The sequence below is a fragment of the Marinactinospora rubrisoli genome (assembly GCF_042664915.1).
GTDB classification, from domain to species: domain Bacteria; phylum Actinomycetota; class Actinomycetes; order Streptosporangiales; family Streptosporangiaceae; genus Marinitenerispora; species Marinitenerispora rubrisoli.
The window spans coordinates 119,255-145,666 of sequence record NZ_JBHTBH010000011.1; the positions used below are offsets into that span (position 1 = coordinate 119,255).

A 26,412-nucleotide genomic window follows, 5' to 3' on the forward strand; every position below is an offset into this window, starting at 1 on the left:
CCGGCCCGGTGGTGCGCGCTTCTCAGCTGCGCAGCAGGAACGGGTCGGCCATCGGCTCGTCGCTGGTGTTGATCCAGACGCTCTTCACCCGCGGTACTCCCGGATCACCTCCGTGCCGTGCTCGACGCCGAGCCCGCTGCGGCCGAATCCCTCGCGCGGCGACATTGGGTACATCGAGCGGTAGGTGTTGACCCACACCGTGCCGGCCTCCCGACGGTCGGCCATGCGGTGCGCGCGGGCGAGGTCGCGGGTCCACACCCCGGCGACCCGCCGGACGCCGGCGGCGCCCCAGTCATCGAGGGCGCCGCCGCGTTCATGGTGGCCGAGGTCGGTGAACGGCTGCGGGCCAGCGCCCACACGGTCTTCATCGGCCGCGTGGTCGGGGTCGGCACACCGACAAGCCGCCGATGATCTACAGCGCGGGCTCCTGCTACGACGCGGCACGGCTCGTCCCGGTCCCCGACGGCGCGGAGGCCAGCTGAACCTCCGTCCCTGCGCCACCGACCCCGTGCACGCCCCCAGAATGGAGGCGGACGCGTGATAGGGAGAAGGCATGGCCAAGCAGACCAAGCGGTTCGAAATGACGCAACTGCGTCGCACCGCCAACGCCGTCATCGGCGGATTCCTCAAATTCGGGCTCGGTCCGCCCGAGCTGCACCTGCTCACGACGCGGGGCAGCAAGTCGGGGTTCCTGCGCACCACCCCGGTGAGCCTGGTGGACAACGACCAGGGGCGGTTCCTCGTCGCCCCCTACGGCCCGGTGGGCTGGGTGCGCAACATCCGCAAGGACGGCTTCGCGACGCTGCGCCGCGGCGGCTGGATCGAACTGGTGAGCGTCACCGAGGTCGCTCCGCAGCGCGCGGCGCCGGTGCTGCGGGAGTACCTCAGCCATCCCCGGGCGGCCATCGTGGGCGCCCACTTCGAGGTGGAGCCGGACGCCCCCGTGGAGGCGTTCGCGGCGATCGCCGACGCCCACCCGGTGTTCGAGATCGTGCGGAGCACCACCGTCCGGTTGTGATCCCGCCCCGCTGACCGCCGGTGCGGCGCGGGGCGGCGGACGTGCGCTCGCGCGGCCGCGGCCCCGTTCGCGCCGGCCCCCGCGCGTACATCGAAGTCTGCAGGTCCTCTCCCTCCCGAAGAGGAAGCGGCCGGGCATCCGCCTCGGCCAGCATGGGGCGGAGCGTGGCGACCGCCGCGCGCTCCGTCTTCCTCGGGAGGGACCCACGATGGACACGACCGCCGCCACGCCCGCACCCCGGGCGGACGCCGCGGCGGCGCCGCACCAACGGTCGGCGCTTCTGGACATCCTTCGGGGGGTGGCGATCGTCGGCACCCTCGGGACCAACATCTGGATCTTCACCGCCGCGGGGGGCGAGGCGTCGCTGCTCGTCGGCGCCTCGATCAGCCCGGCGGCATCGATGCTCGCCGACCCCGGCCCGGGCACCATCGCCGAGGGGGTGTTCCGGTTCCTGGCCAACGGCAAGTTCCTGGCGCTGCTCACCCTGCTGTTCGGCGTCGGGCTGGCCATCCAGTTCCGGTCCGCCGCCCGGCGCGGCGGTCGCTGGCCGGGACCGTACCGCTGGCGCGCCCTCTTCCTGCTGGCCGAGGGAACGGTGCACTTCGTCCTGGTCTTCGCCTGGGACGTGCTCATGGGGTACGCCGTCACCGCGCTGGTGGTCGCCTGGCTGCTCACCCGCTCACAGCGGGCCCAGCACGCCGTCATGTGGACGGCCGCCGCCCTGAACGTCGCGCTCATGGCGCTGCTGACACTGGGCCTCACGCTGTCCCCCGCCGGGTCCATCTCGCGCGGCGGTGACGACGCCGCCGAGGCCGCCCGGTTGTACGCCGAGGGCGGCTACCTCGACCTGGTGGGACTGCGGCTGTCGAACGCCGTCGCGTTCCGCATCGAGCCGGTCCTCTCCTCGGCGCTGCTGCTGTTCCTCTTCCTGCTCGGCGTGCGGCTGTTCCGGGCCGGGGCGTTCGGCGACGACGCCACCGGGCGGCGCATCCGGGGCCGGCTGCTGGGCTGGGGCCTGGGCGCCGGGCTGCCGCTGAACCTCGCCACCACGCTCGGCGGGGAGAACTTCTTCCTCCTGGACCGCTACGTCGCGGCGCCGGTCCTGGCGCTCGGCTACATCGGGCTGGTCGGGTTCGTGGCCGACCGGGTCCGCCGCGGTCCGGTCACCACGGCCTTCTCCGCGCTCGGCCGCACCGCGCTCTCGGGGTACGTGCTGCAGAACGTGATCTGCGTGCTCGTGTGCTACGGCTTCGGCCTCGGTCTCGCCGCCCGGTTCGCCGGGACGGGGCCGTGGTGGGTGTTCGGGCTGTGGGCGGCGGTCAGCCTGCTGCTGCTGGTGGCCGCGCCGCTGTGGCTGCGCCGCTTCCCGGCCGGCCCCCTGGAGGCCCTGCAGAAGTGGACGCTGACGCGCCTGCCGGAAGGCGCCCGGCGCTGACGCCGTCGCGGGCGGACGCCCCGCTCCGGCACGACGCGGCCCCGGTGTCCGGACGGACACCGGGGCCGTGGTTCTCGTTCCGGCCCCGGAGGGCCGTACGCCGGGTGTCTCAGGCCCCCACGGCCGAGCGCAGCGCCTCGGCGCGGGTGGTCTGCTCCCAGGTGAACTCCGGCAGCTCGCGGCCGAAGTGGCCGTAGGCGGAGGTCAGGGAATAGATGGGCCGCAGCAGGTCGAGGTCGCGGATGATGGCGGCCGGGCGCAGGTCGAAGACCTCCTGGACCGCCTTCTCGATCACCTCCGGCGCCACGCTCTCGGTGCCGAACGTCTCGATGAAGACGCCCACCGGGTGCGCCTTGCCGATGGCGTAGGCCACCTGCACCTCGGCACGCTCGGCGAGGCCGGCCGCGACGATGTTCTTGGCGACCCAGCGCGTGGCGTAGGCGGCCGACCGGTCCACCTTGGAGGGGTCCTTGCCGGAGAAGGCGCCGCCGCCGTGCCGCGCGTACCCGCCGTAGGTGTCCACGATGATCTTGCGGCCGGTGAGGCCGGCGTCGCCCATGGGCCCGCCGATCTCGAACCGCCCGGTGGGGTTGACCAGCAGCCGGTAGTCGTCGGAGTCCAGGCCGTAGTTCGCCACGACCGGGGCGATGACGTGCTCCTTGATGTCCGGCGTGAGGAGCTCGCCGAGGTCGATGTCGGGGGCGTGCTGGCTGGAGACCACCACGGTGTCCAGGCGGACCGGGGTGTTGCCGTCGTACTCGACCGTGACCTGGGTCTTGCCGTCGGGCCGCAGGTAGGGGATGGTGCCGTCGCGGCGGACCGCCGAAAGGCGCTGGGCGAGGGCGTGCGCCAGCTTGATCGGCAGCGGCATCAGCTCGGGGGTCTCGCGGTTGGCGTAGCCGAACATCAGCCCCTGGTCGCCGGCCCCCTGCCGGTCGAGGTCGTCGATGCCCTGCTGCTGCCGAGCCTCGTAGGCGGTGTCGACGCCCTGCGCGATGTCGGGCGACTGCGCGCCGATCGAGACGGAGACGCCGCAGGAGGCCCCGTCGAAGCCCTTCGCTGAAGAGTCGTAGCCGATCTCCAGGATCTTCTCGCGGATGATGCTCGGGATGTCGACGTAGGTCTCGGTGGTGACCTCTCCGGCGACGTGCACCTGGCCAGTGGTGATCAAGGTCTCGACGGCGACCCGGCTGCGCGGGTCGTCCTTGAGCATCGAGTCGAGGATCGCGTCACTGATCTGGTCGGCCATCTTGTCAGGGTGGCCTTCGGTGACCGACTCGGAGGTGAAAAGGCGACGGGACACGTTGAGTGACTCCTTGCAGCGGCTGCTGGCTGACAGTGTCAGTGGTCGGCTGTTGGCGCGTATTGGTGCCCGACGGGTGGGGTGGCGGCCCCGTCGAATCCCAACCAACGCGGTCGGATGGGGCCCACTGTAGTGGGGACGAGGCCGGATGCGCCGCGCGACGGCACCGGGTGGGTCCCCGCCGCAGCGTTCCCCGGGCATGATTCGGTTGGGTGGGCCGGCCCGTCTCGACGGTCCGAACCACAGTGTGACGTTGGGAGCGGAATTCGCCAACCCCCGGAGCATAAGCCGCCGGGCCGCGATTCCCGCTCGAATCTCCGTAGCGTGTTGCTCGATGCCATCGTCGCAGAGGCCACCCTACCGGGGTGTCAGCGGACGAGCCGTTCGCGGACCAGGTCCCACACGCGGTCGGCGAGGTCCTCCTTCGGCCCGTGCGGGATGTCCGTTGCCGAGCCGTCGGCGCCGAGCACGACGGCCTGATTGTCGGCGGTGCCGAACGCCCGCCCCTCGCCGACCTGGTTGACCACGAGCAGGTCGCAGCCCTTTCGGGCCAGCTTGGCGCGGCCGTGCTCCAGCACGTGGTCGGTCTCGGCGGCGAAACCGACGATGATCTGCCCGGATGCGGTCCGGTCCCGCTCGCGGGTCAGTTCGGCCAGGACGTCGGGGTTCTCCGCCAGCGCGATGGGCTGCGGGGCGCCCCCGGACTTCTTGATCTTGGCGGTGGCGACCGTCTCGGGCCGGAAGTCGGCCACGGCCGCCGCCATGACCACGGCGTCGGCCCGTGTAGTCTCGGCCAGCATGGCCGCGCGCAGTTCCCGCGCCGAGCCGACCCGGCGCACGTCGGCGCCGGCGGGGTCGGGCAGATCCACGTTGGCCGCGACGAGGGTGACGCTGGCGCCGCGCGCGACCGCCGTGGCCGCCAGGGCGTACCCCTGCCGGCCGGAGGAGCGGTTGCCGAGGAAACGGACCGGGTCGATGGGTTCGCGGGTGCCGCCGGCCGAGACGACGACGTGCCGTCCGGCGAGGTCGCTCGCCGGGCCGCCGCGCCGCAGCACCCTGCGGCCGACGGCGAACAGTTCGTCCGGTTCGGGCAGCCGGCCGCGTCCGGTGTCGGCGCCGGTGAGCCGGCCCACCGCGGGATCCAGCACGATCGCGCCGCGCGCCCGCAGGGTGGCGACGTTGGCCTGGGTGGCGGGGTGGTCCCACATCTCGGTGTGCATCGCCGGGGCGAAGATCACCGGACATCGGGCGGTGAGCAGCGTGTTGGTGAGCAGGTCGTCGGCGATTCCGTGCGCCGCGCGGGCCAGCAGGTCGGCCGTTGCGGGGGCGACGAAGACGAGGTCGGCCTCCCGCCCGATGCGGACGTGCGGCACGTCGTGCGCCGCCGCCCAGACGCCCGTGGCCACGGGCTGGCCGGACAGCGCCGCCCAGGTGGGCTCGCCCACGAACCGCAGGGCGTCCTCGGTCGGCACGACGCGGACACGGTGGCCGGACTCGGTGAAGCGGCGCAGCAGCTCGCAGACCTTGTAGGCGGCGATACCGGCGCCCACTCCGAGGACGATCGTGGGGTGCTCTGTACTCACGCTGGGACTCTAACGAAGCGGCTCCGGCGGATCGGAGCTGCCCCCGCCGCCGGAACCGGCGGACCGGACCGGCCACGGCTCTCGCGCGATCGTCACGGAGGTTTCGCCCTCCGTTCATCCACCGCGGGCGTCGGCCGGCCCGGAGGCTCGGTCAGGAGCCCTCGTAGGGCTCCGCGGTCAGCAGGCGCTCCTTGACCTCGCGCAGGGCGATGGACAGCGCCTTCTCCTGCACCTGGGTCTCCACGAGCGGTCCGACGTACTCCAGCAGGCCCTCGCCCAGCTGGGCGTAGTAGGCGTTGATCTGCCGGGCACGCTTGGCCGCCATGGTGACCAGGCTGTACTTGCTGTCGACGACCTCCAGGAGGTCGTCGATCGGCGGGTTGGTGATGCCTTCGGCGACGGGCTGCGTGCCTGCCACGTTGCGTACCCCTAGACGGTTCACCGGTCCCGGCTGGCAGGACCGTGGGATGGTTCGGATTTCGGTCGGCGACCTGGTCGCCACGGCCGACGGTGCCGGCGGGCCGGCCACCGGCCGGCCGTCCTGCCGGCCGACTTCCAAGTTAGCCGGTCAGCCGGGGAGATGCGCCCTTACGGCCGTGGACGGGTCCGCCGGGCGCGCCGATATCACACCGATGGCGCAACCATCAACGCTAGCAGGTCGTCGCACACCTCGCGCACCGACGTGTTGACCAGCGTCATGTCGAACTCCTTCTCGGCGGCGAGTTCGACCCGGGCCGCGTCGAGGCGGCGCCGCACCACCTCGGGCGCCTCCGTCCCCCGGCCGGTGAGCCGGCGCACCAGCTCCTCCCAGGAGGGCGGCGCGAGGAAGACGAGCAGCGCGTCGGGCATGGTGCCGCGCACCTGGCGGGCGCCCTGCAGGTCGATCTCCAGCAGCACCGGCTGCCCGGCGCGCAGGTGGCTCTCCACCGGCCCGCGCGGCGTGCCGTAGCGGTTGCCGGCGAACTCGGCCCACTCCAGGAGATCGTCGGCCTCGACGAGCCGGTCGAACCGGGCGTCATCGACGAAGTGGTACTCGACCCCGTCGGTCTCGCCGGGACGCGGGCGCCGGGTCGTGACCGAGACCGACAGCCACACCTCCGGGTGCCGGCGGCGGATCTCCCTGACGACCGTGCTCTTGCCCACGCCCGAAGGCCCGGACAGCACCGTGAGGCGTTTCGACGCGCCTGCCGCGCCGTCGGATATGCCGGACTCGTTGAACAATGGATTCAGACCCTCAGTCATCCGCGCGAGCGGCTCGACGCTGCTGGTGTGCCGCGGGCGCCGGCGGGGATCCGGCCGACGCGCCCGCCGCGTTCCGGAGGCCGTTCGCTCCGGGCGGCTCGCGGCGGTGGTGATCGTCAAGATCTCTGCGATCTCTGCCCAGTCTACGGAGATCGGTCCCACGCCGGGCGGGAAGTCCGAATTGCCGCATTGTGGGCGCGGCACCGGCTGCGCCTGTACCGCCGGTGCGACGTCCTTCCGGTTCACCGGCCCGCCGTGGGCGGCCGGTCGACGACGACCGGGAGCAACGTCCGGCGACTCTGGACGGGCACCGTCCGCCCAGGCCGAGTGGGTCTTTTATACCACCGTGCCGCGGCGCGCTCGGCCCGGTCGCGGTCGTCTTCACCGCTCCGGATGCCGTTCGCGCCGCGGCACGCGGCGTCCGTGATGGGACCGGCCGCCGTGGGACGACCGGTGTCACGTGGCGGGCCGTCCGGACTACCGGCCGCCCCGCCACGCGGTCACACCGCTACTTGGCTTCACCACCGAACTCGCGCTCCAGCGCCGCGCGCTGGTTGGCGCCGAGACCCCGGACCCGCCGGGACTCGGCGATGTTGAGCCGCTCCATGATCTGCTTGGCGCGGACCTTGCCGACGCCGGGGAGCGACTCCAGGAGGGCGGAGACCTTCATCTTGCCGATGACGTCGTCGGTCTGGCCGCCGGCGAGAACCTCGGACAGCGAAACGCCACCGTGCTTGAGACGGTTCTTGACTTCCGCGCGCTCTTTTCTGGCCTTCGCGGCTTTCTCCAGAGCCGCGGCGCGCTGTTCGGGTGTGAGGGGAGGAAGGGCCACGCCGGGTCACCTCGGTTTTCTCTCGATTTCGGAGGGCGGACGCCTGCGCAAGTTAGTAGGTTCCGGGCCTCTTCGGCAACGCAAAGTGGCCTTTCAACCGCTATTTGGTCCAACTAACTACGCCCAGTAGGCGCCTGATTGCGGAGCGGGAGCAAATTCGGGACTTTAGGCCCGACCTGCCGGGCACCGGAATGGCGGACGCGCAGTACTCCGAGCCGCGTGACGTTCACCATGCCCGCCCCCGCGGTCCGCGTTTCGGACAGTCGATTTTCGCGCAGAATTCGGTGTCCGAAACCGGCGACTCAGCGCCATCGGCCGCCCCCTCAGGCCAACGGCGCGCCCGTCTCGGCGCCCGATCCGGCGCCCGCCCGGCGCAGCGCGGCGGCGATCGAGGCGGCGGCCGCGCCGGGGTCCGCGGCTTGGGTGATGGGCCGGCCGATCACGAGCAGATCGGCCCCCGCGGCGAGCGCCTCCTCGGGGGTCGCCACCCGCGCCTGGTCGCCGCGGTCGGCGCCGGCCGGGCGCACCCCGGGTGTGATCATCGTGATGTCGGGGCCCACCTCGGCGCGCAGCGACGCCACCTCGTGCGGCGAGCAGACGAGCGCCCGCGCCCCGGCCTCCACGGCGAGCACGGCCAGCCGACGCACCGCGTCCGGTGCGGGGCCGCGCACCCCGATCCGCTCCAGCGCGGCGTCGTCCAGCGACGTCAGCACGGTCACCGCGGCGATGCGGGTGTCGGGGGCGGCGTCCACCGCGGCCCGGATCATGGCCGCGCCGCCGGCCGCGTGCACGGTCAGCAGGGACGGCCGCAGCCGGGCGACGGCGCGCGCCGCCCCGGACACCGTCGCCGGGATGTCGTGCAGCTTCAGGTCGAGGAACAGCGAGACGCGGTTGCCGCCCCGGATCGTGGTGATCACGTCCGGGCCGTACCGCAGGTAGAGCTCCAGCCCGACCTTGACCGTGCTGACGTGCGGTGCGACCGACGACGCCCAGCGGGCGGCGGTCTCGATGTCGGGTGCGTCGATGGCGACGGCGATGGGCGCGGCCACGATCGTTCTCCTTCGGATCACAGGTGAGCGGGATCACACATCCGTTGTGCGGACGGGCGTGCGTGGCAACCAGGGCACCGTTCCGTGCGGTTCCCCGGCTGCACGGGTTCATGCCTGGCGGGCACGGCCCGCGGGCCGCGGACTTCCCCCCAGGCGGCACGGAACCGCCTGGGCGGCCCCCAGACGGCTGCAGCCGCGCCGGTGGCCACTGGGAGCCACCGGCGGTACTACCAGGCCGTTCGACCCGGCAGCGGGCCTCTCAGTGCGTTCGGTGAAACCGTCGTCACGGACCGGCCGAATTCAGCGCGCCGGCAGCGCCCCCATCGGCCGGTGCGCGGCCCCCACCAGGTCGGCGGCCCGGCGGACCCCCCGTTCCGCCAGCTCCTCCTCCAACTCGCGGAGGATCCGCACGCAGGCCGACGGATCGTGGAAGATGATCGTCCCCACGGCCACCGCCGACGCTCCGGCCATCAGGAACTCCAGCGCGTCGGTGCCGGTGCGGACGCCGCCCATGCCGATGATGGGCACATCGGGCAGCGCCGCGTGCACCTCGTACACGCACGCCACCGCGATGGGGCGGACGGCCGGCCCTGAGAGGCCGGCCACGCCCCCGGCCACCGCAGGGCGCATGGTGACGGTGTCGATGGACATGCCGCGCACCGTGTTGATCATGGACAGGCCGTCGGCCCGCGCCTGGACGCACGCCCCGGCCAGCGTGACGATGTCGGGGACGTCGGGCGACAGCTTGGCGAACACCGGGATGTCGGAGCGGGTGTGCGAGCGCACCGCGTGCACCACGCGCGCGGCCGCGGCCGGATCGTCGGTGAAGTGCCGCCCCTGGTCGGCCAGGTTGGGGCTGGACAGGTTCACCTCGATCATCGTCACACCGGGTGCGTCGGAGAGCCGCCGGGCCAGCTCGGCGTACTCGGCCGGGCTGCCGCCGGCGATCGACACCACCGCCCGCCCACCGCGCGAGAGCAGCCACGGCAGGTCCCGCTGCAGGAACACCTCGATCCCGGGCCCCTGCAGGCCGGTGGCGCTGAGCAGCCCGCTGGGGGTCTCGGCCATGCGCGGCGCCGGCAGGCCGGCCCGCGGGTCGAGCATCACCGACTTGGTGACGACCGCGCCGATCCGCGCGATGTCGATGAACTGCGCGAGCTCCCGGCCCGCGCCCGCGCAGCCGGCCGCCGTCAGGATCGGGTTGGCCAGCTCCACATCGGCCAGCCGGGTCCGCAGGTCCGGGCTCATCCCCGAGGCACCTTTCGTCGTCGTCCGTTCCCGCCCTGGCCCCGAAGGGGTCCCCCGGCCCGCGCCCGGCCCGGTGCCGCCGGCACCGGACGGCGGCACCGTGGGCGGCACGGCCGCCGCCCACGCCCCGGCCGGGTCCGGTAAGCCCTTCCACCACACGGCGCCCGGGGTGGCCTCCGCGGCGGGAACCGAGAACTCCCCCGTCACGCCTCAGCCCGCCTCGCGCGCCGAGACCGGGTCGTCCCCGCGCGCCTTCCACCCCGGCGCCCCGAGTGCGTCGAACGGGATCGTGCCGACATCGTCGAAGCGCACCCGCTCGCCCCGGAACACCGGCCCGTCGACGCAGGAGCGCGCCATCCGGGTGATGCCGTCCTCGCCGACCACCGGCACCACGCACGTCATGCACACGCCCGTGCCGCACGCCATGGTCTCCTCCACCGAGACCTGGATCGGGATGTCGTAGCGGGCCGCCATCGCGGTCACCTCCCGCAGCATCGGCATCGGGCCGCACGCGTAGACCACGTCCGAGGGCGCGTCCTCCAGCACCTGCGGCAGCACGTCGGTGACCCGGCCGCGCACCCCGAACGAGCCGTCGTCGGTGGTGAACGTCGCGGTCTCGGCGACCCGCCGGGCGGTGATGGCGCTGAAAACCCGGTCGGCCGAGGCCGCGCCCAGCACGAAGTCCACCCGGCAGCCGCGGCGGCGCAGCGTGTGCGCCAGCGGGAACAGCGGCGCGCTGCCGGAGCCGCCGCCCACGAGCACGCAGTTCACCGGGTCGCGCGGCAGCGGGAACGGCCGCCCCAGCGGGCCCACGATGTCCAGCAGGTCCCGCGACCGGCGCTCGGCCAGCCACGCGGTCCCCTTGCCCCGCACCGCGAACAGGAACTCCACGGTGCCGCCGTAGTCCGGCTTGACGTCGTGGATCGCGAACGCCCGGCGGGAGAGCATGCTGGACTGCTCCCCGCCGACCGCCACCGCGATGAACTGGCCCGAGCGGAACCGCTCGGCGATGCCCGGGGCCACCACGGTGACGGCGTAGTAGGCGTCCACCCGCCGCACGGTCAGCACCGGGCTGCGCATCTGCACCGGTCGGAAATCAGTCACCCGTGGGCCCCTCTTCTCGGCGTCTCTCGGCGCGGGCGCCAGCGCCGCCCGCGCCCTCGGTCAGCCCTCGCCCCCGCGCAGCGCCTCGGCGTGCTCCTGGAGGGAGCGCACGCCGACGTCGCCGCGCACCAGAGCCTCGATGCCCTGGACCGCGGCGGCCAGTCCCTGCACCGTGGTGACACTGGGCACCCCGCGCACGACCGCGGCGGTACGGATCTCGTAGCCGTCCAGCCGCGGGCCGGACTGCCCGGCACCGCCGAAGGGGGTGTTGACGATGAGGTCCACGCCGCCGTCGTGGATGAGTTGCACGATAGTCGGTTCCCCGGCGGGACCGGGACCCGCGCTGTGCTTGCGGACCACGGTGGCGTGCACGCCGTTGCGGCGCAGCACCACCGCCGTTCCCTCGGTGGCCAGGATCTCGAAGCCGAGGTCGGCCAGCCGCTTGACCGGGAAGATCGCCGAGCGCTTGTCCCGGTTGGCGACCGAGACGAAGACCCGCCCCGAGGTCGGCAGCGAACCGTAGGCGGCGAGCTGCGACTTGGCGTAGGCCGCCCCGAACTGCGCGTCCAGGCCCATGACCTCGCCGGTCGAGCGCATCTCCGGGCCCAGCACGGTGTCGACGCCCTCGCCCTGGCGGTCGATGAAGCGGTTGAACGGCAGCACCGCCTCCTTCACCGCGATGGGCGCGTCCAGCGGCAGCGTGCCGCCGTCGCCGTGCGCGGGCAGCAGCCCCTCGGCGCGCAGGTCGGCGATCGTGGCGCCGAGCATGACCCGGGCCGCCGCCTTGGCCAGCGGGACCGCGGTCGCCTTGGACACGAACGGCACGGTCCGCGAGGCGCGCGGGTTGGCCTCCAGGACGTAGAGCACGCCGGAGGTGAGCGCGTACTGGACGTTGAGCAGCCCACGCACGCCCGTGCCACGGGCGATGCCCTCGGTCGAGGCGCGGATCCGCTCGACGTCCTCACCGCCCAGCGTGATGGCGGGCAGCGCGCACGCCGAGTCGCCGGAGTGGATGCCGGCCTCCTCGATGTGCTCCATGATGCCGCCGAGGTACAGCTCGGTGCCGTCGAAGATGGCGTCGACGTCGATCTCGATCGCGTCGTCCAGGAACCGGTCGACCAGCACCGGGTGCTCGGTGCTCACCTCGGCGTTGCGCTCGATGTAGTCGCGCAGCATGTCCTCGTCATAGACGATCTCCATGCCCCGGCCGCCCAGCACGTAGGACGGCCGGACCAGCACCGGGTAGCCGATCTCGTCGGCGACGTTCTTGGCCTCCTCGAAGGACTGCGCCATGCCGTGCTTGGGCGCCGGCAGCCCGGCCTGGTCCAGCACCTCGCCGAACGCGCCGCGGTCCTCGGCCAGGTCGATGCTCTCCGGGCTGGTGCCCACGATCGGCACGCCGGCCCGCTTCAGTTCGCGCGCCAGGCCCAGCGGGGTCTGGCCGCCCAGCTGGACGACGACCCCGACCACCTCGCCGGTGAGCTGCTCGGCGCGCACCACCTCCAGGACGTCCTCCAGCGTGAGCGGCTCGAAGTACAGCCGGTCGCTGGTGTCGTAGTCAGTGGACACGGTCTCGGGGTTGCAGTTGACCATGACCGTCTCGTAGCCGGCCTCGGCCAGCGCGAAGGACGCGTGCACGCAGCTGTAGTCGAACTCCACGCCCTGGCCGATGCGGTTCGGCCCGGAGCCCAGGATGATCACCTTGGGGCGCTCGCCCTGCGGGACCTCCGTCTCCTCGTCGTAGCTGGAGTACAGGTAGGGCGTGCGGGCGGCGAACTCCGCGGCGCAGGTGTCCACGGTCAGGTACACCGGGTGGACGCCGAGGGCGTGCCGCAGCTCGCGCACCACCTCCTCGGTCTTGCCGACGATCTCCCCGATCTGGAGGTCGGAGAAGCCGAGCCGCTTGGCCGCGCGCAGCAGGCCCGCCTCCAGCTTGGGGGCGGCGGCCAGCTCACGGGCGGTCTCCTCCAGCAGCATGAGCTGGTCGAGGAACCACGGGTCGATGCGGGTCGCCTCGTGCAGTTCGGCCACCGTCGCCCCGGCGCGCAGCGCCTGCTGTACCTGGCGCAGCCGGTGCTCGGTGGGGGTGGCCGCCGCGCGCAGCAGCGCCTGCTTCTCCTCCTCGCCACCGGCCGGCCCGGCCCAGGTCAGGCCCACGCCCTTCTTCTCCAGGGACCGCATGGCCTTCTGCAGCGCCTCGGGGAAGGAACGGCCGATCGCCATGGCCTCGCCCACCGACTTCATGGTGGTGGTGAGGCCGGGGTCGGCGCCGGGGAACTTCTCGAACGCGAACCGCGGCACCTTCACCACCACGTAGTCCAGGCTCGGCTCGAAGCTGGCCGGGGTCTCGGCGGTGATGTCGTTGGGGATCTCGTCCAGGGTGTAGCCCACCGCGAGCTTGGCGGCGATCTTGGCGATGGGGAAGCCGGTGGCCTTGGAGGCAAGCGCGGAGGAGCGGGACACCCGCGGGTTCATCTCGATGACGATGATGCGCCCGGTCTCGGGATTCACGGCGAACTGGATGTTGCAGCCGCCGGTGTCGACGCCGACCTCGCGGATGACCGCGATGCCGATGTCGCGCAGCCGCTGGTACTCGCGGTCGGTGAGCGTCATCGCGGGCGCGACGGTGATCGAGTCGCCGGTGTGCACGCCCATCGGGTCGAGGTTCTCGATGGAGCAGACGACGACCACGTTGTCCTTGCCGTCGCGCATCAGCTCCAGCTCGTACTCCTTCCAGCCGAGGATGGACTCCTCCAGGAGCACCTCGGTGGTCGGCGACAGCGCCAGTCCCTGGCCGGCGATGCGGCGCAGCTCGGTGGCGTCGTGCGCGAAGCCCGAGCCGGCGCCGCCCATGGTGAAGGAGGGCCGCACGACGACCGGGTAGCCGAGCTCGTCGGCGGCGGCCAGGCACTCCTCAAGGGTGTGGCAGATCCGCGAGCGGGCCGACTCGCCGCCGATCCGGTCCACGATGCCCTTGAAGGTGTCGCGGTCCTCACCGGCCTGGATGGCGTCGATGTTGGCGCCGATCAGCTCGACGTTGTACTTGTCCAGCACGCCGGCCTCGTGCAGCGCGACGGCGGTGTTCAGCGCGGTCTGGCCGCCCAGCGTGGGCAGCAGGGCGTCCGGGCGCTCCTTGGCGATGATCTTCTCGACCATCTCGGGCGTGATGGGTTCGACGTAGGTGGCGTCGGCGAACTCCGGGTCGGTCATGATCGTGGCCGGGTTGGAGTTCACCAGAATGACGCGCAGGCCCTCGGCCTTGAGCACCCGGCACGCCTGGGTGCCGGAGTAGTCGAACTCACACGCCTGGCCGATGACGATCGGGCCGGAGCCGATCACGAGTACGGAAGACAGATCACTGCGGCGCGGCATTGTTCCCTCGGATGATGACGGTGGCACGGCGCGCGGCACGGGGCCGCGCGGCGCGGAAGACGGCAGGGCCGGCGGGCATGGCGATCGGGGCCGGCGCGCTCCGGGACCGGCCGGGCCGGAGCGGACCGGGCGTGCCCCGGACCGCCGCGCGCCCGGCGGCGTGGTGGCGAGGCGGGACGCCGCTCACCGGGCGGCCCCGGTGGGGACCGCGCCCTTCTCACGGGCCATGAGGGCGCAGAACTCGTCGAACAGCTCGGCGGCGTCGTGCGGCCCGGCGGCGGCCTCGGGGTGGTACTGGACGCTGAAGGCCGGCCGGTCCAGCAGCCGCAGGCCCTCGACCACGCCATCGTTGAGGTCGATGTGGCTGACCTCGGCCCGGCCGTACGGCGTCTCGAACGGGCCGTCGACGGGCGCGTCGACCGCGAAGCCGTGATTGTGGCTGGTGATGTGCACCCGGCCGCTGTGCACGTCGCGCACCGGCTGGTTCACCCCGCGGTGCCCGAAGCGCAGCTTGAAGGTGCCCAGGCCGAGGGCCCGGCCCAGGATCTGGTTGCCGAAACAGATTCCGAACAGCGGCGTGCCGGCCTCCAGGACGCCGCGCATCGCCGCTACCGGGCCGTCGGCCGTGGCCGGGTCGCCGGGCCCGTTGCTGAAGAACACGCCGTCGGGGTCCAGGGCCAGGATCTCCTCGGCGGTGGCGGTGGCCGGGAGCACCCGCACCTCGCAGCCGCGCTCGGCGAGCCGCTGCGGGGTCATGGCCTTGATGCCGAGGTCCACCGCGGCGACCGTGAACCGGGTCGGCACGCCCTCCGGCGGGTGGACGGTGTAGGGCTCCGTGGTCGTGACCTCGGACGACAGGTCGGCGCCCGCCATCTGCGGGCTGTCCAGCACGCGCGCCAGCAGCCGCTCCGGATCGGTCTCGGTGGTGCTGATGCCGGCGCGCATGGCCCCGCGGTCCCGCAGGTGCCGGGTGAGCGCCCGGGTGCCGGGCATGGCGATCCCCACGACGCCCTGACGGCGCAGTTCCTCGTCCAGGGTGCGGCGCGCCCGCCAGTTCGACGGGATGCGCGCCGGCTCACGCACCACATAGCCGGCCACCCAGATCCGCCCGGACTCGGGGTCGTCGTCGTTCACACCGGTGTTGCCGATGTGCGGCGCCGTCATGGCGACGATCTGGCGGTGGTAGGACGGGTCGGTGAGCGTCTCCTGGTAGCCGGTCATACCGGTGTTGAACACGATCTCGCCGAACGTCTCACCCTCGGCTCCGAACGAGCGTCCGTGAAAGACGCGGCCGTCTTCGAGCACCAGCATCGCGGGAATCTGCACGTTCTTCTCTTCCTCCGCGGGACGGCCGCGCACCACCTGGTCGCTCACCGGCCCTCACTCACTCCGCCGCCGACGAACCCGGCGCTGCGCGCGTTCTTCTCTTCCGTCACTGGATCTTCCCATCGAGGACCGTCGGGGTGCCCCGCAGGAAAGTGGCGACCACTCGGCCGGGCAGGGTCATGCCCCGGTACGGGGTGTTGCCGCTCTTGGACGCCATCGCCGCCGGGTCGATCTCCCTGGTCGCGGCCGCGTCGTACAGGGTAACGTTCGCGGGTTCGCCGGGCCGCAGCGGGCGGCCGTGCCCGGCGAGACGGCCGATGCGCGCGGGGGTCGCCGACATCCGCTCGGCCACCCCGGCCCAGTCGAGCAGGCCGGTGTCCACCATGGTGTGCTGCACCACCGAGAGCGCGGTCTCCAGGCCGATCATGCCCATGGCCGCGTTGGCCCACTCGGTCTCCTTGGCCTCCCTCGGGTGCGGCGCGTGGTCGGTGGCCACACAGTCGATGGTGCCGTCGGCCAGTGCCTCGCGCAGCGCCGCCACGTCCTCGGCGGTGCGCAGCGGCGGGTTGACCTTGTAGATCGGGTCGTAGCTCTCGGCGAGGTCGTCGGTGAGCAGGAGGTGGTGCGGCGTCACCTCGGCGGTGACGTCGCAGCCGCGGCTCTTGGCCCAGCGCAGGATCTGCACGGACCCCTTGGTGGAGACGTGGCAGATGTGCAGCCGGGAACCGACGTGCTCGGCGAGCAGGCAGTCGCGCGCGATGATCGCCTCCTCGGCCACCGCGGGCCAGCCGGCCAGCCCGAGCCGGTCGGAGACCACGCCCTCGTTCATCTGCGCGGACTCGGTGAGCCGCGGCTCCTGGGCGTGCTGGGCGACGACGCCGTCGAACGCCTTGACGTACTCCAGCGCGCGCCGCATGAGCAGCGCGTCGGAGACGCACATGCCGTCGTCGGAGAAGACGCGGACCCCGGCGATGGAGTCGGCCATGGCGCCCAGTTCGGCCAGATGCGCGCCGTCGAGGTTCTGGGTGACGGCGCCGACCGGCTGGACGTCGCAGTGGCCGGCGTCGCGGCCGAGCCGCCAGACCTGCTCCACGACTCCGGCGGTGTCGGCCACCGGATCGGTGTTGGCCATGGCGTGCACGGCCGTGTAGCCGCCCAGCGCGGCGGCCCTGGCGCCGCTGGCCACGGTCTCGGCGTCCTCGCGGCCGGGTTCGCGCAGGTGGGTGTGCAGGTCCACGAGGCCGGGCAGCGCGATGAGGCCGTGCGCGTCGACGGTCTCGTCCGCGTCGGCGCCACTGGCGCCGGGGCCGACCGCGGCGATGCGGCCGTCGCGGATCAGGATGTCGGCCGGTTCCGCGCCGAGGAGGCGGGCACCGCGGATCAGGATGGTGCGGTCGTGGGTCATGGGGTGGGGTCTCCTAGCTGCCGTTGTGCCCGATCGCGGACTCCGAGCCGCCGAGCAGGAGGTAGAGCACCGCCATCCGGACGCTCACGCCGTTGGCGACCTGCTCGGTGATGGTGGAGCGCGGCGAGTCGGCGACCTCGGCGGAGATCTCCATGCCGCGGATCATCGGGCCGGGGTGCATGACGATCGCGTCGTCGTGCAGCCGGGCGAAGCGGTCACGGTCCAGCCCGTAGCGCCGGCTGTACTCGCGCGCGCTCGGGAAGAAGGCGGCCCGCATGCGCTCGGCCTGCACCCGCAGCATCATCACGACGTCGCTCTTGGGCAGCGTCTCGTCGAGGTCGTAGCTCACGCCGCACGGCCAGGTGCCGACCGATACCGGCAGCAGGGTGGGCGGCGCCACGAGGGTCACCTCGGCGCCCAGGGTGTGCAGCAGCAGCACGTTGGAGCGGGCCACCCGGCTGTGCCGGACGTCGCCGACGATGGCGACCCGCAGGCCCTCCAGCCGGCCCATGCGCTCGCGCATCGTGTAGGCGTCCAGCAGCGCCTGGGTGGGGTGTTCGTGGGTGCCGTCACCGGCGTTGATGACCGCGCCGTCGACCCAGCCGGCGAGCCGCCGGGCGGCTCCGGAGGCGCCGTGCCGGATGACGACGCCGTCGGCGCCCATGGCCTGCAGCGTCAGCGCGGTGTCCTTGAGGCTCTCTCCCTTGGAGACGCTGGAGCCCTTGACGGAGAAGTTGATGACGTCGGCCGACATCCGCTTGGCGGCGGCCTCGAAGGAGATGCGGGTGCGGGTGGAGTCCTCGTAGAAGAGGTTGACCACGGTGCGCCCGCGCAGGGTGGGCAGCTTCTTGACCGACCGGCTGCTGACCTGGGCCAGCTCGCGGGCGGTGTCGAGTACGAGGGTGGCCTCGTCACGGGAAAGGTCTCCCGCCGAGAGCAGGTGGCGCATCAGTCCTCCCCCTCACCGGTCTCTGCGGCGGGCCGGCCGGCGCGGGGCCGCGCCGGGCCGAGCAGCACGGCGTCGCGGCCGTCGAGCTCCTCGACCAGGACGGTGACCGTCTCGCGCAGCGAGGTGGGCAGGTTCTTGCCCACGTAGTCGGCGCGGATCGGGAGCTGGCGGTGGCCGCGGTCGACGAGCGTGGCGAGCTGGACGGCGCGCGGCCGGCCGATGTCGTTGAGGGCATCGAGCGCGGCACGGACGGTGCGGCCGGAGAAGAGCACGTCGTCCACCAGGACGACGACGCGGCCGTCGACCCCCTCGGCCGGGATCTCGGTGCGGCCCAGCGCGCGGGCGGGGGCGAGCCGCAGGTCGTCGCGGTACATGGTGATGTCGAGCGATCCCCAGGGGATGGCCTGGCCCTCGACATCGGTGATGCGCCCGGCCAGCCTGCGGGCCAGCGGGACGCCGCGGGTGGGGATGCCCAGGAGGGTGATGTCGGTGGCGCCCTTGGTGCGTTCCAGCACCTCGTGCGCGATGCGGGTCAGTGCCCGATTGATCTCGGGGCCTTCCAGAACGGCCCGTGCGTCGCCGAGGTCCGCGCGCGAGGGCGGTCCGGCGGCGGTGCTGCTACTGCCACCTTCCGCATGCTTTCGGGCATGCATGAGATGACCTCCTTCCCTGCCTCACGGGACAGGTCGTTAAAGGACGTCGAACGTCTTTCACGCTACCAGCGTGATCTTGAGGCCCCGACGGGGTGGGCCGGCGTTCCCGGCGGGATTGTGACTCTCAACACAGCCAGGGTTCTTGATTTCCCGGGTCCGGGAGTCGGCATCCCGTTCGTGCGATGCGCCCCGGAACCACCCCCAGATCCCCAAAGTCCTTGCGCAACGGGCGTTTTCGACGCTCCGTGACCAGACATTGTGTCCTATTTGGTTGCGGTATGAGAGACCCCTCACCTACGCACAGTTTGGCCACTGATTAGTCGCGTTTTCGCCTAACGGCTTGACCTGGCGTCGCCACCGCCTTACGGTCACTGTCCGTAACCAATCTGGGTGGGACAGCTGCACGCCGCCCCCGCGAGACAACCGAATCATCACGAGTTTCCGGGGCGGCTGCCGGAACCGCGTGACCCAGTGGCCGCTGGGCACCGGGACCGCTCCGCCCACACCACCACCATTCATGGCCGGGGAGCGACGAAGAAGATGCCATCGGAATACGCGAAATCCCTTGGCGCGCGGCTGCGCGCCATCCGGACCCAGCAGGGTCTGTCCCTGCACGGGGTCGAGGAGAAGTCCCACGGACGCTGGAAGGCCGTCGTCGTGGGCTCCTACGAGCGCGGTGACCGCGCCGTCACCGTCCAGAAGCTCGCCGAGCTGGCCGACTTCTACGGCGTCCCGATGTCGGAACTGCTTCCGGGCGGCGCCGCTCCGACCCCGCTGGGCCCCACGCCCAAGCTCGTCATCGACCTGGAGCGCATGCAGCAACTGCCGCAGGAGAAGGCCGGACCGCTCGCGCGCTACATCGCCACCATCCAGAGCCAGCGCGGCGACTACAACGGCCGGGTGCTGTCCATCCGCCAGGAGGACCTGCGCTCGCTGGCGGTCATCTACGACCGCTCGCCCGCGGACCTGACCGAGGAACTCATCAACTGGGGCGTCCTCGACCCGGAGGCACGCCGCGCCGTGGACGCGTTCTAGGTCCCGGCCATTCTGCAGGGGCCTCTTCTTCAACGGCAGGTGGCGTCCCCCCTGCCCCGGGGATGCCCACGCGGAAGGGCCGGCGCCCGGTCGGTTCACGCCACCCCCATCGGCACCGCGCGACGGGGGACGGGGAGTCACGGCGCGACCGGGACACGCGGATGACACGGGGCGCCGGGTCCCGGACCCGGCTGGACGAACAAGTGGACACGGTCGAGCGAGAGGCTTCCCCTCCCCCCGCCCGACCGCTCCCGCTCCGGGTGACCGGAGCGAGCCCCGAAGGGCCGTAACCACCCATCGAACATGCGTTCGATAGACACCAAAGTACCCCTCGAACAGGCGTCCGTCAATCGTCGTGCCGGCGTGCCCCCCTCCCCGCGCCGGCCCGCTCCCCCGGCCGCCCGGCGCGGGCGACGCGCGGCGGCGGAGCCCGGCGAATCCACCGGGGCGCCGTAGTGTGGCGCTGTGCAGACCGAGATCGACCTGTGGGAGCTCGCCGCCCCCGCCTTCGTCCGTGCCCTGCCGGCGCTGCTGGAGGTGTACCGCGCCGCCATGGACCCGCCCCGCGACCAGCTGACCGGACGCCGGGCCATCATGGAGCGGCACGCCGGCCATCCCCGCTTCCGGTCGTTCACCGCCGTACGGACCAGCGACGGCAACGCCGTCGGGTTCGGCTACGGTTTCCACGGCCGGCACGGGCAGTGGTGGCACGACGTCATCAGCGACGAACTGCGGCGGCGCGACCCCGAGGCCGAGCGGCGCTGGTTCGGCGACGCGTTCGAGATCGCCGAACTGCACGTGCTCCCCGAATGGCAGGGGCGCGGCATCGGCCGGCGGATCCTGGAAGCGCTCACCGCCGACCGGCCCGAACCCACCGCCGTGCTGTCCACGCACAGCGGACCGACCCGGGCCCAGGCGCTCTACCGCTCGTGCGGCTTCACCGAGGTCCTGACCGACTTCCGCTTCCCCGGCAGCCCCGACCAGCCGTTCACCATCATGGCCGCGCCGCTGCCGCTGCCGGCTGCCCCGCACCCGCGATCCGCTGGTAGATCTCCCGGGTCGCGGTCGACTGGTTGAACGTGATGAAGTGGATTCCGGGCGCGCCCTCGTCGAGCAGCCGCTCGCAGAGCCGGGTGGCCTGCTCGATGCCGAGCTCGCGCACCGCCTCCGGATCGTCGGCCACCCGCTCGAACTCGGCGGCCAGCCGGCGCGGGAACGGGGCACCGGACAGCTGCTCGGACCGCTCGATGGTGGCGAGCTTCACCACCGGCATGATCTCGGGGATGATCGGCACGTCACAGCCGCGGGCCGCGACCCGGTCCCGCAGCCGCAGGTACTCGTCGGCCTCGAAGAACATCTGGGTGATGGCGTAGTCGGCCCCGGCCCGGCACTTGCGCACGAAGAAGTCGGCGTCGGTGTCGGCGTCCACCGAGCGGGGGTGCTTGTACGGGAACGCCGCGACCCCGACACAGAAGTCGCCGCTCTCCTTGATCAGCCGGACGAGCTCCTCGGCGTACGTCAGGCCCTCCGGGTGCGGCACCCACTCCCCCAGCGGGTCGCCCGGCGGGTCACCGCGCAACGCGAGCATGTTCCCGACTCCCACCCCCGCGAACCGCCCGATCAGGTGCCGCAGCTCCCGCACGGAGTGGTCGACCGCCGTCATGTGCGCGACCGGCAGCAGTGTGGTGTCGGTCGCCATGCGCTCGGTGATCTCCACCGTGCGGTCACGCGTGCCGCCGCCGGCCCCGTAGGTCACCGAGACGAAGGACGGCTGCAGCGCCTCGATCTCCCGGATGACCCGCCACAGCTTGCGCTGCCCCTCCGCGGTCTTCGGCGGGAAGAACTCGAAGGAGAAGGTGGGTTTCCCGGCGGTGAGGAGGTCGCTGATGCGGCGGGGGCGAGTGGCGGTTCCCGGCGCGGCGCCAGGACGTGTCGGTGACCCAAGCATGCGTCCAACTGTAAATCACGAGGCTGATGGGAGCCCTTGCGGAACGGCTGAGGACGGGTCGGGGCCACGGTCCGGCGTGGACCGCGCCCGCCGCGTTCCCTCCACCGCCACCGGGTCGCCCGGCGGGGAGAGCGACCGCGGGAGGATACGCTGCCAGCATGGATTCCTCGCATTCGTCCCCCGTCACCTTCGTGCGGCCGGCCGTGGACGCCGAGCTCTCCGGCTTCGTGCAGCGGCGCCGCGCCGAGATGCTGGAGATCGGCGAGGAGCTGGCCCCCGTCATCGACGCGCTGGAGGCCATGCTGGCCGGGGGCAAGCGGATCCGCCCGGCGTTCTGCTACTGGGGCTGGCGCGGCGCCGGCGGCTCCGAGGTCCCGGAGATCTACACCGCGGCGGCGGCGCTGGAGTTCCTTCAGGCGTGCGCCCTCATCCATGACGACGTCATCGACAACAGCGACACCCGCCGCGGCCTGCCGGCCACCCACCGGCGGCTGGCGGCGCTGCACGCCGCGTCCGGCTGGAGCGGCGACTCCACCGCCTTCGGGCAGGGCGCCGCGGTCCTGCTCGGCGACCTGTGCCTCGCCTGGTGCGACGAGATGTACCAGTCGAGCGGCCTGCCGGAGCCCGCGCTGCGGGCCGGCCGCGCGCCCTTCGACCGCATGCGCTCGGAGGTCATGGCCGGCCAGTACCTCGACCTCGTGGAACAGGCCCGCAGGGCCGACACGGTCGACGCCGCGCTGCGCGTCATGAGCTACAAGGCGGCCCGGTACACGATCCAGCGTCCCCTCCACCTGGGCGCCGCGCTCGCCGGCCGATACGCGGAGCTGGCGCCGGTCTACAGCGCGTACGGGATGCCGCTCGGCATCGCCTTCCAGCTCCGCGACGACGTGCTCGGCGTCTTCGGCGACCCCGCGCAGACCGGCAAGCCGGCCGGCGACGACCTGCGCGAGGGCAAGCGCACCATCCTCGTGGCCGAGACCCTGCGCCTGGCCCCCGCCGCCGAGGCCGCGGAGTTCCGCCGCCGCCTCGGCGACCCGGAGCTGTCGGCGGAGGCGGTGCGGTGGATGCGCGACGTCATCACCGACAGCGGCGCGCTGGCGGCCTGCGAACGCCGGATCGACCGCTACGTGGAGGAGGCGACCACGGCGCTGCAGACCGACGCGATCGCCGACGACGCGCGCTCCGCGCTGGCCGACCTCATCGTGGCGGCCACGGCCCGCAAGCACTGACGGGCGGCACGGCTGCGCGGCGGTCAGTTGTGGACGTGCCCGCACGCGCTCGGGTTGCGGCGGATGAAGCCCTCGATGGACTGCGCCGGGTGGCCGGTGAGGTCCGCCACCGCTGTGCTCACCACGTTCAGCTCGCCGCGGGCGATCGCGGCGTAGCTGCTGGCCCACCCCTCGATCTGCCACTCCGGTGCGCCGGACGCCCGCCGGTACTCCAGTGCCTCCTCCCACGTCTCGGGCAGGTAGCGGAGCGGCTTGCCGGTCAGCGCCGAGAGCCGGTCGACGGTCTGCCCGAGGGTCACCGCCTCCGGGCCGGTGACGTCGTAGGTCCGCCCGTCGTGCTCGGGGCCGCCGAGCAGCACCGCCACGGCCACATCGGCGATGTCGTCGCGTGAGACCCAGGCGACCCGGCCCTGGCCGGCCGGGCCGCGGACCAGCCCGGACTCGTCGGCCCAGCGCGGCACCAGGTCGAGGTAGAGGCTGGGACGCAGGAAGGTGTGCGCGACGTCGGTGGAGCGGATGTGCGCCTCGGTGAAGAAGTGGTCCCGGGCGAAGGTGAAGGTGGCCGCCGGACCGGCGGCCAGGAACGACAGGTAGACGATGCGCGTGACCCCGGCCTCGATCGCGGCGTCAACCGCGCTGATGTGCGTCTGGACCCGGTCGGGGTCCTCCCCGGCCGAGACCAGGAACAGGGTGTCCGCGCCTCGCACGGCACGCTGGAAGGCGGCGGTGTCCTCATAGGCGGCCATCGCGGCGCTGGCGCCCGGCAGCTCAGGAGCCCGGTTGAGGTCGCGGACCACGAGTCGCTGGGTGGCGCCGCGCTTCGCGAGCCGGCTGGCCACCCTGCCGCCCACGGCTCCGGTGGCACCGGTGACTCCGATGACGTGTGCTGCTGACTGGTCGTCGCCCATGACTCCCTATCTTCGGCGACGGGACCGGCGGAGGCCGCGATCGGCACGCGGAAGGAACCGGTTGGTCCCGACTTCTCCCTGGGATGTGGCGCACCATGCGCCGCTATTTCCGGCATGCAGCTGGTTTCGGTCCGGCGACCTCCCACGTCCGCCGATTTCGGGCCGTGCCCCCTAAGCCCGTCCTTTATCAAGTAGATTCGCAAAATGGGGCAATCTCCTCCCGGGGCGCCGCCGGGCGGCGGCGCCCCGGGCCGGACGGCTCCTCAGAGCCGGACCGCCACCAGTTCCCCCTCCGCGTGCCGGTGCCGGATCAGCTTCTTGTCGAACTTGCCGACCGACGTCTTCGGCACCTCCGTGACCACGGCCCACCAGTCGGGAAGCTGCCAGCGGGCGACGTGCTCGGCGAGGAAGTCCCGCAACTCCGCGAACTCCACCGTGGCCCCCGGTTCCAGGACCACCGCCGCGAGGGGGCGCTCCCCCCACGTCTCGTCCGGGACGGCGATCACGGCGGCCTCGCGCACGTCGGGGTGCGCCATGAGGCGGCCCTCCAGCTCCACCGAGGAGATCCACTCCCCGCCGGACTTGATGACGTCCTTGGACCGGTCGGTCAGCCGGAGGTAGCCGTCGGGGGACAGCGTTCCGACGTCACCGGTGCGCAGCCAGCCGTCGTGGAAACGGTCCGCGGCGGCTGCCTCGCCGGTCTCCCCGGCGTCCCCGTGGTAGCGGCCGGTGACCCACGGCCCGCGCACCTCCAGTTCGCCCACGCTGTGGCCGTCGTTCGGCACCGGGCGGTCGTCGGGGCCGACCAGCCGGCCCCGGACGCTCGCCGGCAACCGCCCCTGGCTGAGCCGGTAGGACCACCGGCGCTCCCCCTCGGAGCCGGGCGGCGGGTGCGCGACGGTGCCCAGCGGCGAGGTCTCGGTCATGCCCCACGCGTGCAGGACCGGGACGCCGTACCGCTCCTCGAAGACCCGCATCAACGCCGGCGGGCAGGCGGCGCCGCCGATCACCACCTGCCGCAGGGAGGAGACGTCGCGCGGGACGTCCGCCAGCTCGCGCACGAGTCCCTGCCAGACGGTCGGCACGGCGGCGGCGAGGGTGGGCCGTTCGGCCGCGATCATGTCCGCGAGCGGGCCGGGCTGCAGAAAACGGTCGGGGAGCACCAGGGAGCAGCCGACCATGAGCGCGGCGTACGGCAGGCCCCACGACATCGCGTGGAACATCGGGACCACCGCGAGCACGTGATCGTCGGGGCGCACCAGCAGGCCGTCCGTCATGCAGACCTGCATGGAGTGCAGCCAGATCGAGCGGTGGCTGTACGCCACGCCCTTGGGGTCACCCGTGGTCCCGGAGGTGTAGCACATCGCCGCGGCGTCGCGTTCGTCCACGACGGGCCAGTCGAACTCCGTGGGCCGCCCGGCCAGCAGGTCCTCGTAGCGGTGCACCTGGACACCGCCGGGCACCGACTCCGGGGCGGGCAGGTCCTCCGCGCCGCCACCGGCCACGACGACGTGCCGCACGGTCGTCAGGCGCGGCAGCACCGGTGTGAGGACGGGCAGCAGGGAGGCGTCGACGATCACCACGTGGTCCTCGGCGTGGTCGGCGACGTAGGCGATCTGGTCCGGGTTCAGGCGGATGTTGAGGGTGTGCAGCACCGCCCCCATGGCGGGAACGGCCAGGTAGCTCTCCAGGTGCTCTTGGTTGTTCCACTGGAACGTGGCGACCCGCTGGTCGCCGGTGACCCCGAGGTCGCGCAGGGCGTGCGCCAGCTGGGCGGCCCGCCGGCCGACCGCCGCGAGGCTGCTGCGGCGCGGTTCGCCTCCGGTCCAGGTGACCACGGCGGCGGCGCCGTGCACCGTGGTGCCGTGGCGGACCAGGTCGGCGACGGAAAGCGGGACGTCCTGCATGGTGCTGCGCATGTACCCTCCCGGATCGGCCGTTGTGATCGATGCCACGAGGGTAGGAGGCTCCCGCGTTGCGGGGTACCCGGCCGGCAATGACGGTTGGCTAACGAACGGCGGGTCCGGCCGCTGGACGGGAGTTCCGCGAACGTGCTGCGGACCCGGCGAGCGGCGCCGGGGAACGGTACGTGACCACCGATGCCCTTTCCCATCGCGCACGGCGACCATGAGGGCTCCGCCCCGGCCGGCATCGACCAGCCCCCGGCCGACGGAACCGCTGACAGGTGCGCGCCGCACGGCCCCGGGGGCGTGCGGCGCGGCGCTGCGGTCGAGGCTGGATCGCCGACGTCCCGGGGACCGCCCCGGTCCGCCCGCGCGGCCATCCGGGAACATCCGCGCGGCCGATCCGGCGCGGCATCACGCGCCGGGCGGTGCGCGCACGTCCCCGGCCGGGCGCGGGACGTACCGTTCACGTCAACGTCGCTGAGGGCGAGGCTGGGTCCTCCGGGGCTGGCTGAGTCACCCTTCATTGGGAAAGTGGTCGAAAACGAGACTCCGCGCTGATAACGTCGCAGGTCAGTAAGAGTGCTCCCCGCACGCGCGGGGATGGTCCCACCGCCCTCGTGGAAGTCCCCTGCTAGTCCCTGTGCTCCCCGCACGCGCGGGGATGGTCCCATGCTCAGTGGGACCCCGAAGGCCCGCTACATGTGCTCCCCGCACGCGCGGGGATGGTCCCCATCCCGTTATCAGGACGTAGTGCTTGCGCGGGTGCTCCCCGCACGCGCGGGCCGCGCGCACCCACCCCATGCCCGACGACGAACACGGACCGGCGACGCGCGGACCCTCCGAGCGGCCTCCGGCGGCCCCCGGCG

General features: G+C 72.8%; 23 protein-coding genes. 6 read left to right on the forward strand and 17 right to left on the reverse strand.

The annotated features are described in order from the left end of the window. Nucleotides 1–84: 84 nt before the first annotated feature. Entirely contained in the window at nt 85–357 is a 273-nt protein-coding gene (locus ACFQRF_RS21560) for an aldehyde dehydrogenase family protein (RefSeq protein WP_379872962.1), read from the reverse strand. Between ACFQRF_RS21560 and ACFQRF_RS21565 the strand changes: the two genes are divergently transcribed. The 3 genes from ACFQRF_RS21565 (at nt 316) to ACFQRF_RS21575 (ending at nt 2,453) form a co-directional block, all read left to right on the forward strand. Further along, entirely contained in the window at nt 316–411 is a 96-nt protein-coding gene (locus tag ACFQRF_RS21565) for a hypothetical protein (protein WP_379872963.1), read from the forward strand. The genes ACFQRF_RS21560 and ACFQRF_RS21565 overlap by 42 nt on opposite strands. Before the next feature lie 142 nt (nt 412–553). Then, a complete protein-coding gene (locus ACFQRF_RS21570) occupies nt 554–1,018 on the forward strand; it encodes a nitroreductase/quinone reductase family protein (protein WP_379872964.1) in 465 nt (154 codons plus the stop codon). A gap of 208 nt (nt 1,019–1,226) precedes the next feature. Continuing rightward, on the forward strand, nt 1,227–2,453 hold the full coding sequence (locus ACFQRF_RS21575; RefSeq protein ID WP_379872965.1) for a DUF418 domain-containing protein: 1,227 nt from the start codon (nt 1,227–1,229) through the stop codon (nt 2,451–2,453). Nucleotides 2,454–2,562: 109 nt separating this feature from the next. Here the strand turns inward: ACFQRF_RS21575 and metK are convergent, their stop codons facing one another. The 13 genes from metK to pyrR form a co-directional block, all read right to left on the reverse strand. Further along, nucleotides 2,563–3,756 carry a methionine adenosyltransferase gene (metK, locus tag ACFQRF_RS21580; RefSeq protein WP_379872966.1) on the reverse strand — a complete coding sequence of 398 codons (1,194 nt, stop codon included), beginning with the start codon at nt 3,754–3,756 and terminating at the stop codon, nt 2,563–2,565. Nucleotides 3,757–4,124: 368 nt separating this feature from the next. Further along, complete coding sequence (gene coaBC, locus ACFQRF_RS21585; protein WP_379873055.1) at nt 4,125–5,318, reverse strand: bifunctional phosphopantothenoylcysteine decarboxylase/phosphopantothenate--cysteine ligase CoaBC; 1,194 nt, start codon at nt 5,316–5,318, stop codon at nt 4,125–4,127. A 172-nt stretch (nt 5,319–5,490) separates the two neighbouring features. Continuing rightward, a complete protein-coding gene (gene rpoZ, locus ACFQRF_RS21590) occupies nt 5,491–5,757 on the reverse strand; it encodes a DNA-directed RNA polymerase subunit omega (RefSeq protein ID WP_379872967.1) in 267 nt (88 codons plus the stop codon). A 206-nt stretch (nt 5,758–5,963) separates the two neighbouring features. Next, on the reverse strand, nt 5,964–6,581 hold the full coding sequence (gene gmk, locus ACFQRF_RS21595) for a guanylate kinase (protein WP_379872968.1): 618 nt from the start codon (nt 6,579–6,581) through the stop codon (nt 5,964–5,966). 508 nt (nt 6,582–7,089) lie between these two features. After that, a complete protein-coding gene (gene mihF, locus ACFQRF_RS21600) occupies nt 7,090–7,413 on the reverse strand; it encodes an integration host factor, actinobacterial type (RefSeq protein WP_379872969.1) in 324 nt (107 codons plus the stop codon). Between the two features lie 323 nt (nt 7,414–7,736). After that, entirely contained in the window at nt 7,737–8,462 is a 726-nt protein-coding gene (pyrF, locus tag ACFQRF_RS21605) for an orotidine-5'-phosphate decarboxylase (RefSeq protein ID WP_379872970.1), read from the reverse strand. A gap of 300 nt (nt 8,463–8,762) precedes the next feature. Then, nucleotides 8,763–9,710, reverse strand: coding sequence for a dihydroorotate dehydrogenase (locus ACFQRF_RS21610; protein WP_379872971.1), 948 nt, complete (start codon nt 9,708–9,710; stop codon nt 8,763–8,765). A 210-nt stretch (nt 9,711–9,920) separates the two neighbouring features. Continuing rightward, entirely contained in the window at nt 9,921–10,814 is an 894-nt protein-coding gene (locus ACFQRF_RS21615) for a dihydroorotate dehydrogenase electron transfer subunit (protein WP_379872972.1), read from the reverse strand. A gap of 60 nt (nt 10,815–10,874) precedes the next feature. Further along, on the reverse strand, nt 10,875–14,186 hold the full coding sequence (carB, locus tag ACFQRF_RS21620) for a carbamoyl-phosphate synthase large subunit (RefSeq protein ID WP_379872973.1): 3,312 nt from the start codon (nt 14,184–14,186) through the stop codon (nt 10,875–10,877). Between the two features lie 183 nt (nt 14,187–14,369). After that, nucleotides 14,370–15,497, reverse strand: a complete 1,128-nt coding sequence (gene carA / locus ACFQRF_RS21625) for a glutamine-hydrolyzing carbamoyl-phosphate synthase small subunit (RefSeq protein WP_379873056.1) — start codon at nt 15,495–15,497, stop codon at nt 14,370–14,372. 121 nt (nt 15,498–15,618) lie between these two features. Continuing rightward, complete coding sequence (locus ACFQRF_RS21630) at nt 15,619–16,917, reverse strand: dihydroorotase (protein ID WP_379872974.1); 1,299 nt, start codon at nt 16,915–16,917, stop codon at nt 15,619–15,621. 13 nt (nt 16,918–16,930) lie between these two features. Beyond that, nucleotides 16,931–17,866, reverse strand: a complete 936-nt coding sequence (locus tag ACFQRF_RS21635) for an aspartate carbamoyltransferase catalytic subunit (RefSeq protein WP_379872975.1) — start codon at nt 17,864–17,866, stop codon at nt 16,931–16,933. Then, nucleotides 17,866–18,519, reverse strand: a complete 654-nt coding sequence (pyrR, locus tag ACFQRF_RS21640) for a bifunctional pyr operon transcriptional regulator/uracil phosphoribosyltransferase PyrR (protein ID WP_379872976.1) — start codon at nt 18,517–18,519, stop codon at nt 17,866–17,868. Before pyrR ends, ACFQRF_RS21635 begins: the two co-directional genes overlap by 1 nt. Nucleotides 18,520–19,059: 540 nt before the next feature. Between pyrR and bldD the strand changes: the two genes are divergently transcribed. Continuing rightward, nucleotides 19,060–19,554 (forward strand): transcriptional regulator BldD, encoded by a 495-nt coding sequence (gene bldD, locus ACFQRF_RS21645; RefSeq protein WP_379872977.1) that lies wholly within the window; start codon nt 19,060–19,062, stop codon nt 19,552–19,554. Between the two features lie 465 nt (nt 19,555–20,019). After that, on the forward strand, nt 20,020–20,631 hold the full coding sequence (locus ACFQRF_RS21650) for a GNAT family N-acetyltransferase (protein WP_379872978.1): 612 nt from the start codon (nt 20,020–20,022) through the stop codon (nt 20,629–20,631). Here ACFQRF_RS21650 and metF read toward each other — a convergent pair. Then, nucleotides 20,549–21,502 (reverse strand): methylenetetrahydrofolate reductase [NAD(P)H], encoded by a 954-nt coding sequence (gene metF / locus ACFQRF_RS21655; RefSeq protein WP_379872979.1) that lies wholly within the window; start codon nt 21,500–21,502, stop codon nt 20,549–20,551. The genes ACFQRF_RS21650 and metF overlap by 83 nt on opposite strands. Before the next feature lie 158 nt (nt 21,503–21,660). On the opposite strand from metF, the gene ACFQRF_RS21660 reads away from it, so the two are divergent. Continuing rightward, nucleotides 21,661–22,731 (forward strand): polyprenyl synthetase family protein, encoded by a 1,071-nt coding sequence (locus ACFQRF_RS21660; RefSeq protein ID WP_379872980.1) that lies wholly within the window; start codon nt 21,661–21,663, stop codon nt 22,729–22,731. A gap of 23 nt (nt 22,732–22,754) precedes the next feature. Here the strand turns inward: ACFQRF_RS21660 and ACFQRF_RS21665 are convergent, their stop codons facing one another. Both ACFQRF_RS21665 and ACFQRF_RS21670 read right to left on the reverse strand, forming a co-directional pair. Next, complete coding sequence (locus ACFQRF_RS21665) at nt 22,755–23,639, reverse strand: SDR family oxidoreductase (protein ID WP_379872981.1); 885 nt, start codon at nt 23,637–23,639, stop codon at nt 22,755–22,757. A gap of 263 nt (nt 23,640–23,902) precedes the next feature. After that, nucleotides 23,903–25,558: a long-chain fatty acid--CoA ligase gene (locus tag ACFQRF_RS21670; protein ID WP_379872982.1), complete on the reverse strand. Its 1,656-nt coding sequence runs from the start codon at nt 25,556–25,558 to the stop codon at nt 23,903–23,905. Between the last annotated feature and the right edge of the window lie 854 nt (nt 25,559–26,412).

Coding starts and splice junctions, on each gene's coding strand:
- ACFQRF_RS21565 (WP_379872963.1), top strand. CDS start 316: ATGGTGGCCGAGGTCGGTGAACGGCTGCGGGCCAGCGCCCACACGGTC.
- ACFQRF_RS21570 (WP_379872964.1), top strand. CDS start 554: ATGGCCAAGCAGACCAAGCGGTTCGAAATGACGCAACTGCGTCGCACC.
- ACFQRF_RS21575 (WP_379872965.1), top strand. CDS start 1,227: ATGGACACGACCGCCGCCACGCCCGCACCCCGGGCGGACGCCGCGGCG.
- gmk (WP_379872968.1), bottom strand. CDS start 6,581: ATGACTGAGGGTCTGAATCCATTGTTCAACGAGTCCGGCATATCCGAC.
- ACFQRF_RS21610 (WP_379872971.1), bottom strand. CDS start 9,710: ATGAGCCCGGACCTGCGGACCCGGCTGGCCGATGTGGAGCTGGCCAAC.
- carB (WP_379872973.1), bottom strand. CDS start 14,186: ATGCCGCGCCGCAGTGATCTGTCTTCCGTACTCGTGATCGGCTCCGGC.
- carA (WP_379873056.1), bottom strand. CDS start 15,497: ATGCTGGTGCTCGAAGACGGCCGCGTCTTTCACGGACGCTCGTTCGGA.
- ACFQRF_RS21630 (WP_379872974.1), bottom strand. CDS start 16,917: ATGACCCACGACCGCACCATCCTGATCCGCGGTGCCCGCCTCCTCGGC.
- ACFQRF_RS21635 (WP_379872975.1), bottom strand. CDS start 17,866: ATGCGCCACCTGCTCTCGGCGGGAGACCTTTCCCGTGACGAGGCCACC.
- pyrR (WP_379872976.1), bottom strand. CDS start 18,519: ATGCATGCCCGAAAGCATGCGGAAGGTGGCAGTAGCAGCACCGCCGCC.
- bldD (WP_379872977.1), top strand. CDS start 19,060: ATGCCATCGGAATACGCGAAATCCCTTGGCGCGCGGCTGCGCGCCATC.
- metF (WP_379872979.1), bottom strand. CDS start 21,502: ATGCTTGGGTCACCGACACGTCCTGGCGCCGCGCCGGGAACCGCCACT.
- ACFQRF_RS21660 (WP_379872980.1), top strand. CDS start 21,661: ATGGATTCCTCGCATTCGTCCCCCGTCACCTTCGTGCGGCCGGCCGTG.
- ACFQRF_RS21665 (WP_379872981.1), bottom strand. CDS start 23,639: ATGGGCGACGACCAGTCAGCAGCACACGTCATCGGAGTCACCGGTGCC.
- ACFQRF_RS21670 (WP_379872982.1), bottom strand. CDS start 25,558: ATGCGCAGCACCATGCAGGACGTCCCGCTTTCCGTCGCCGACCTGGTC.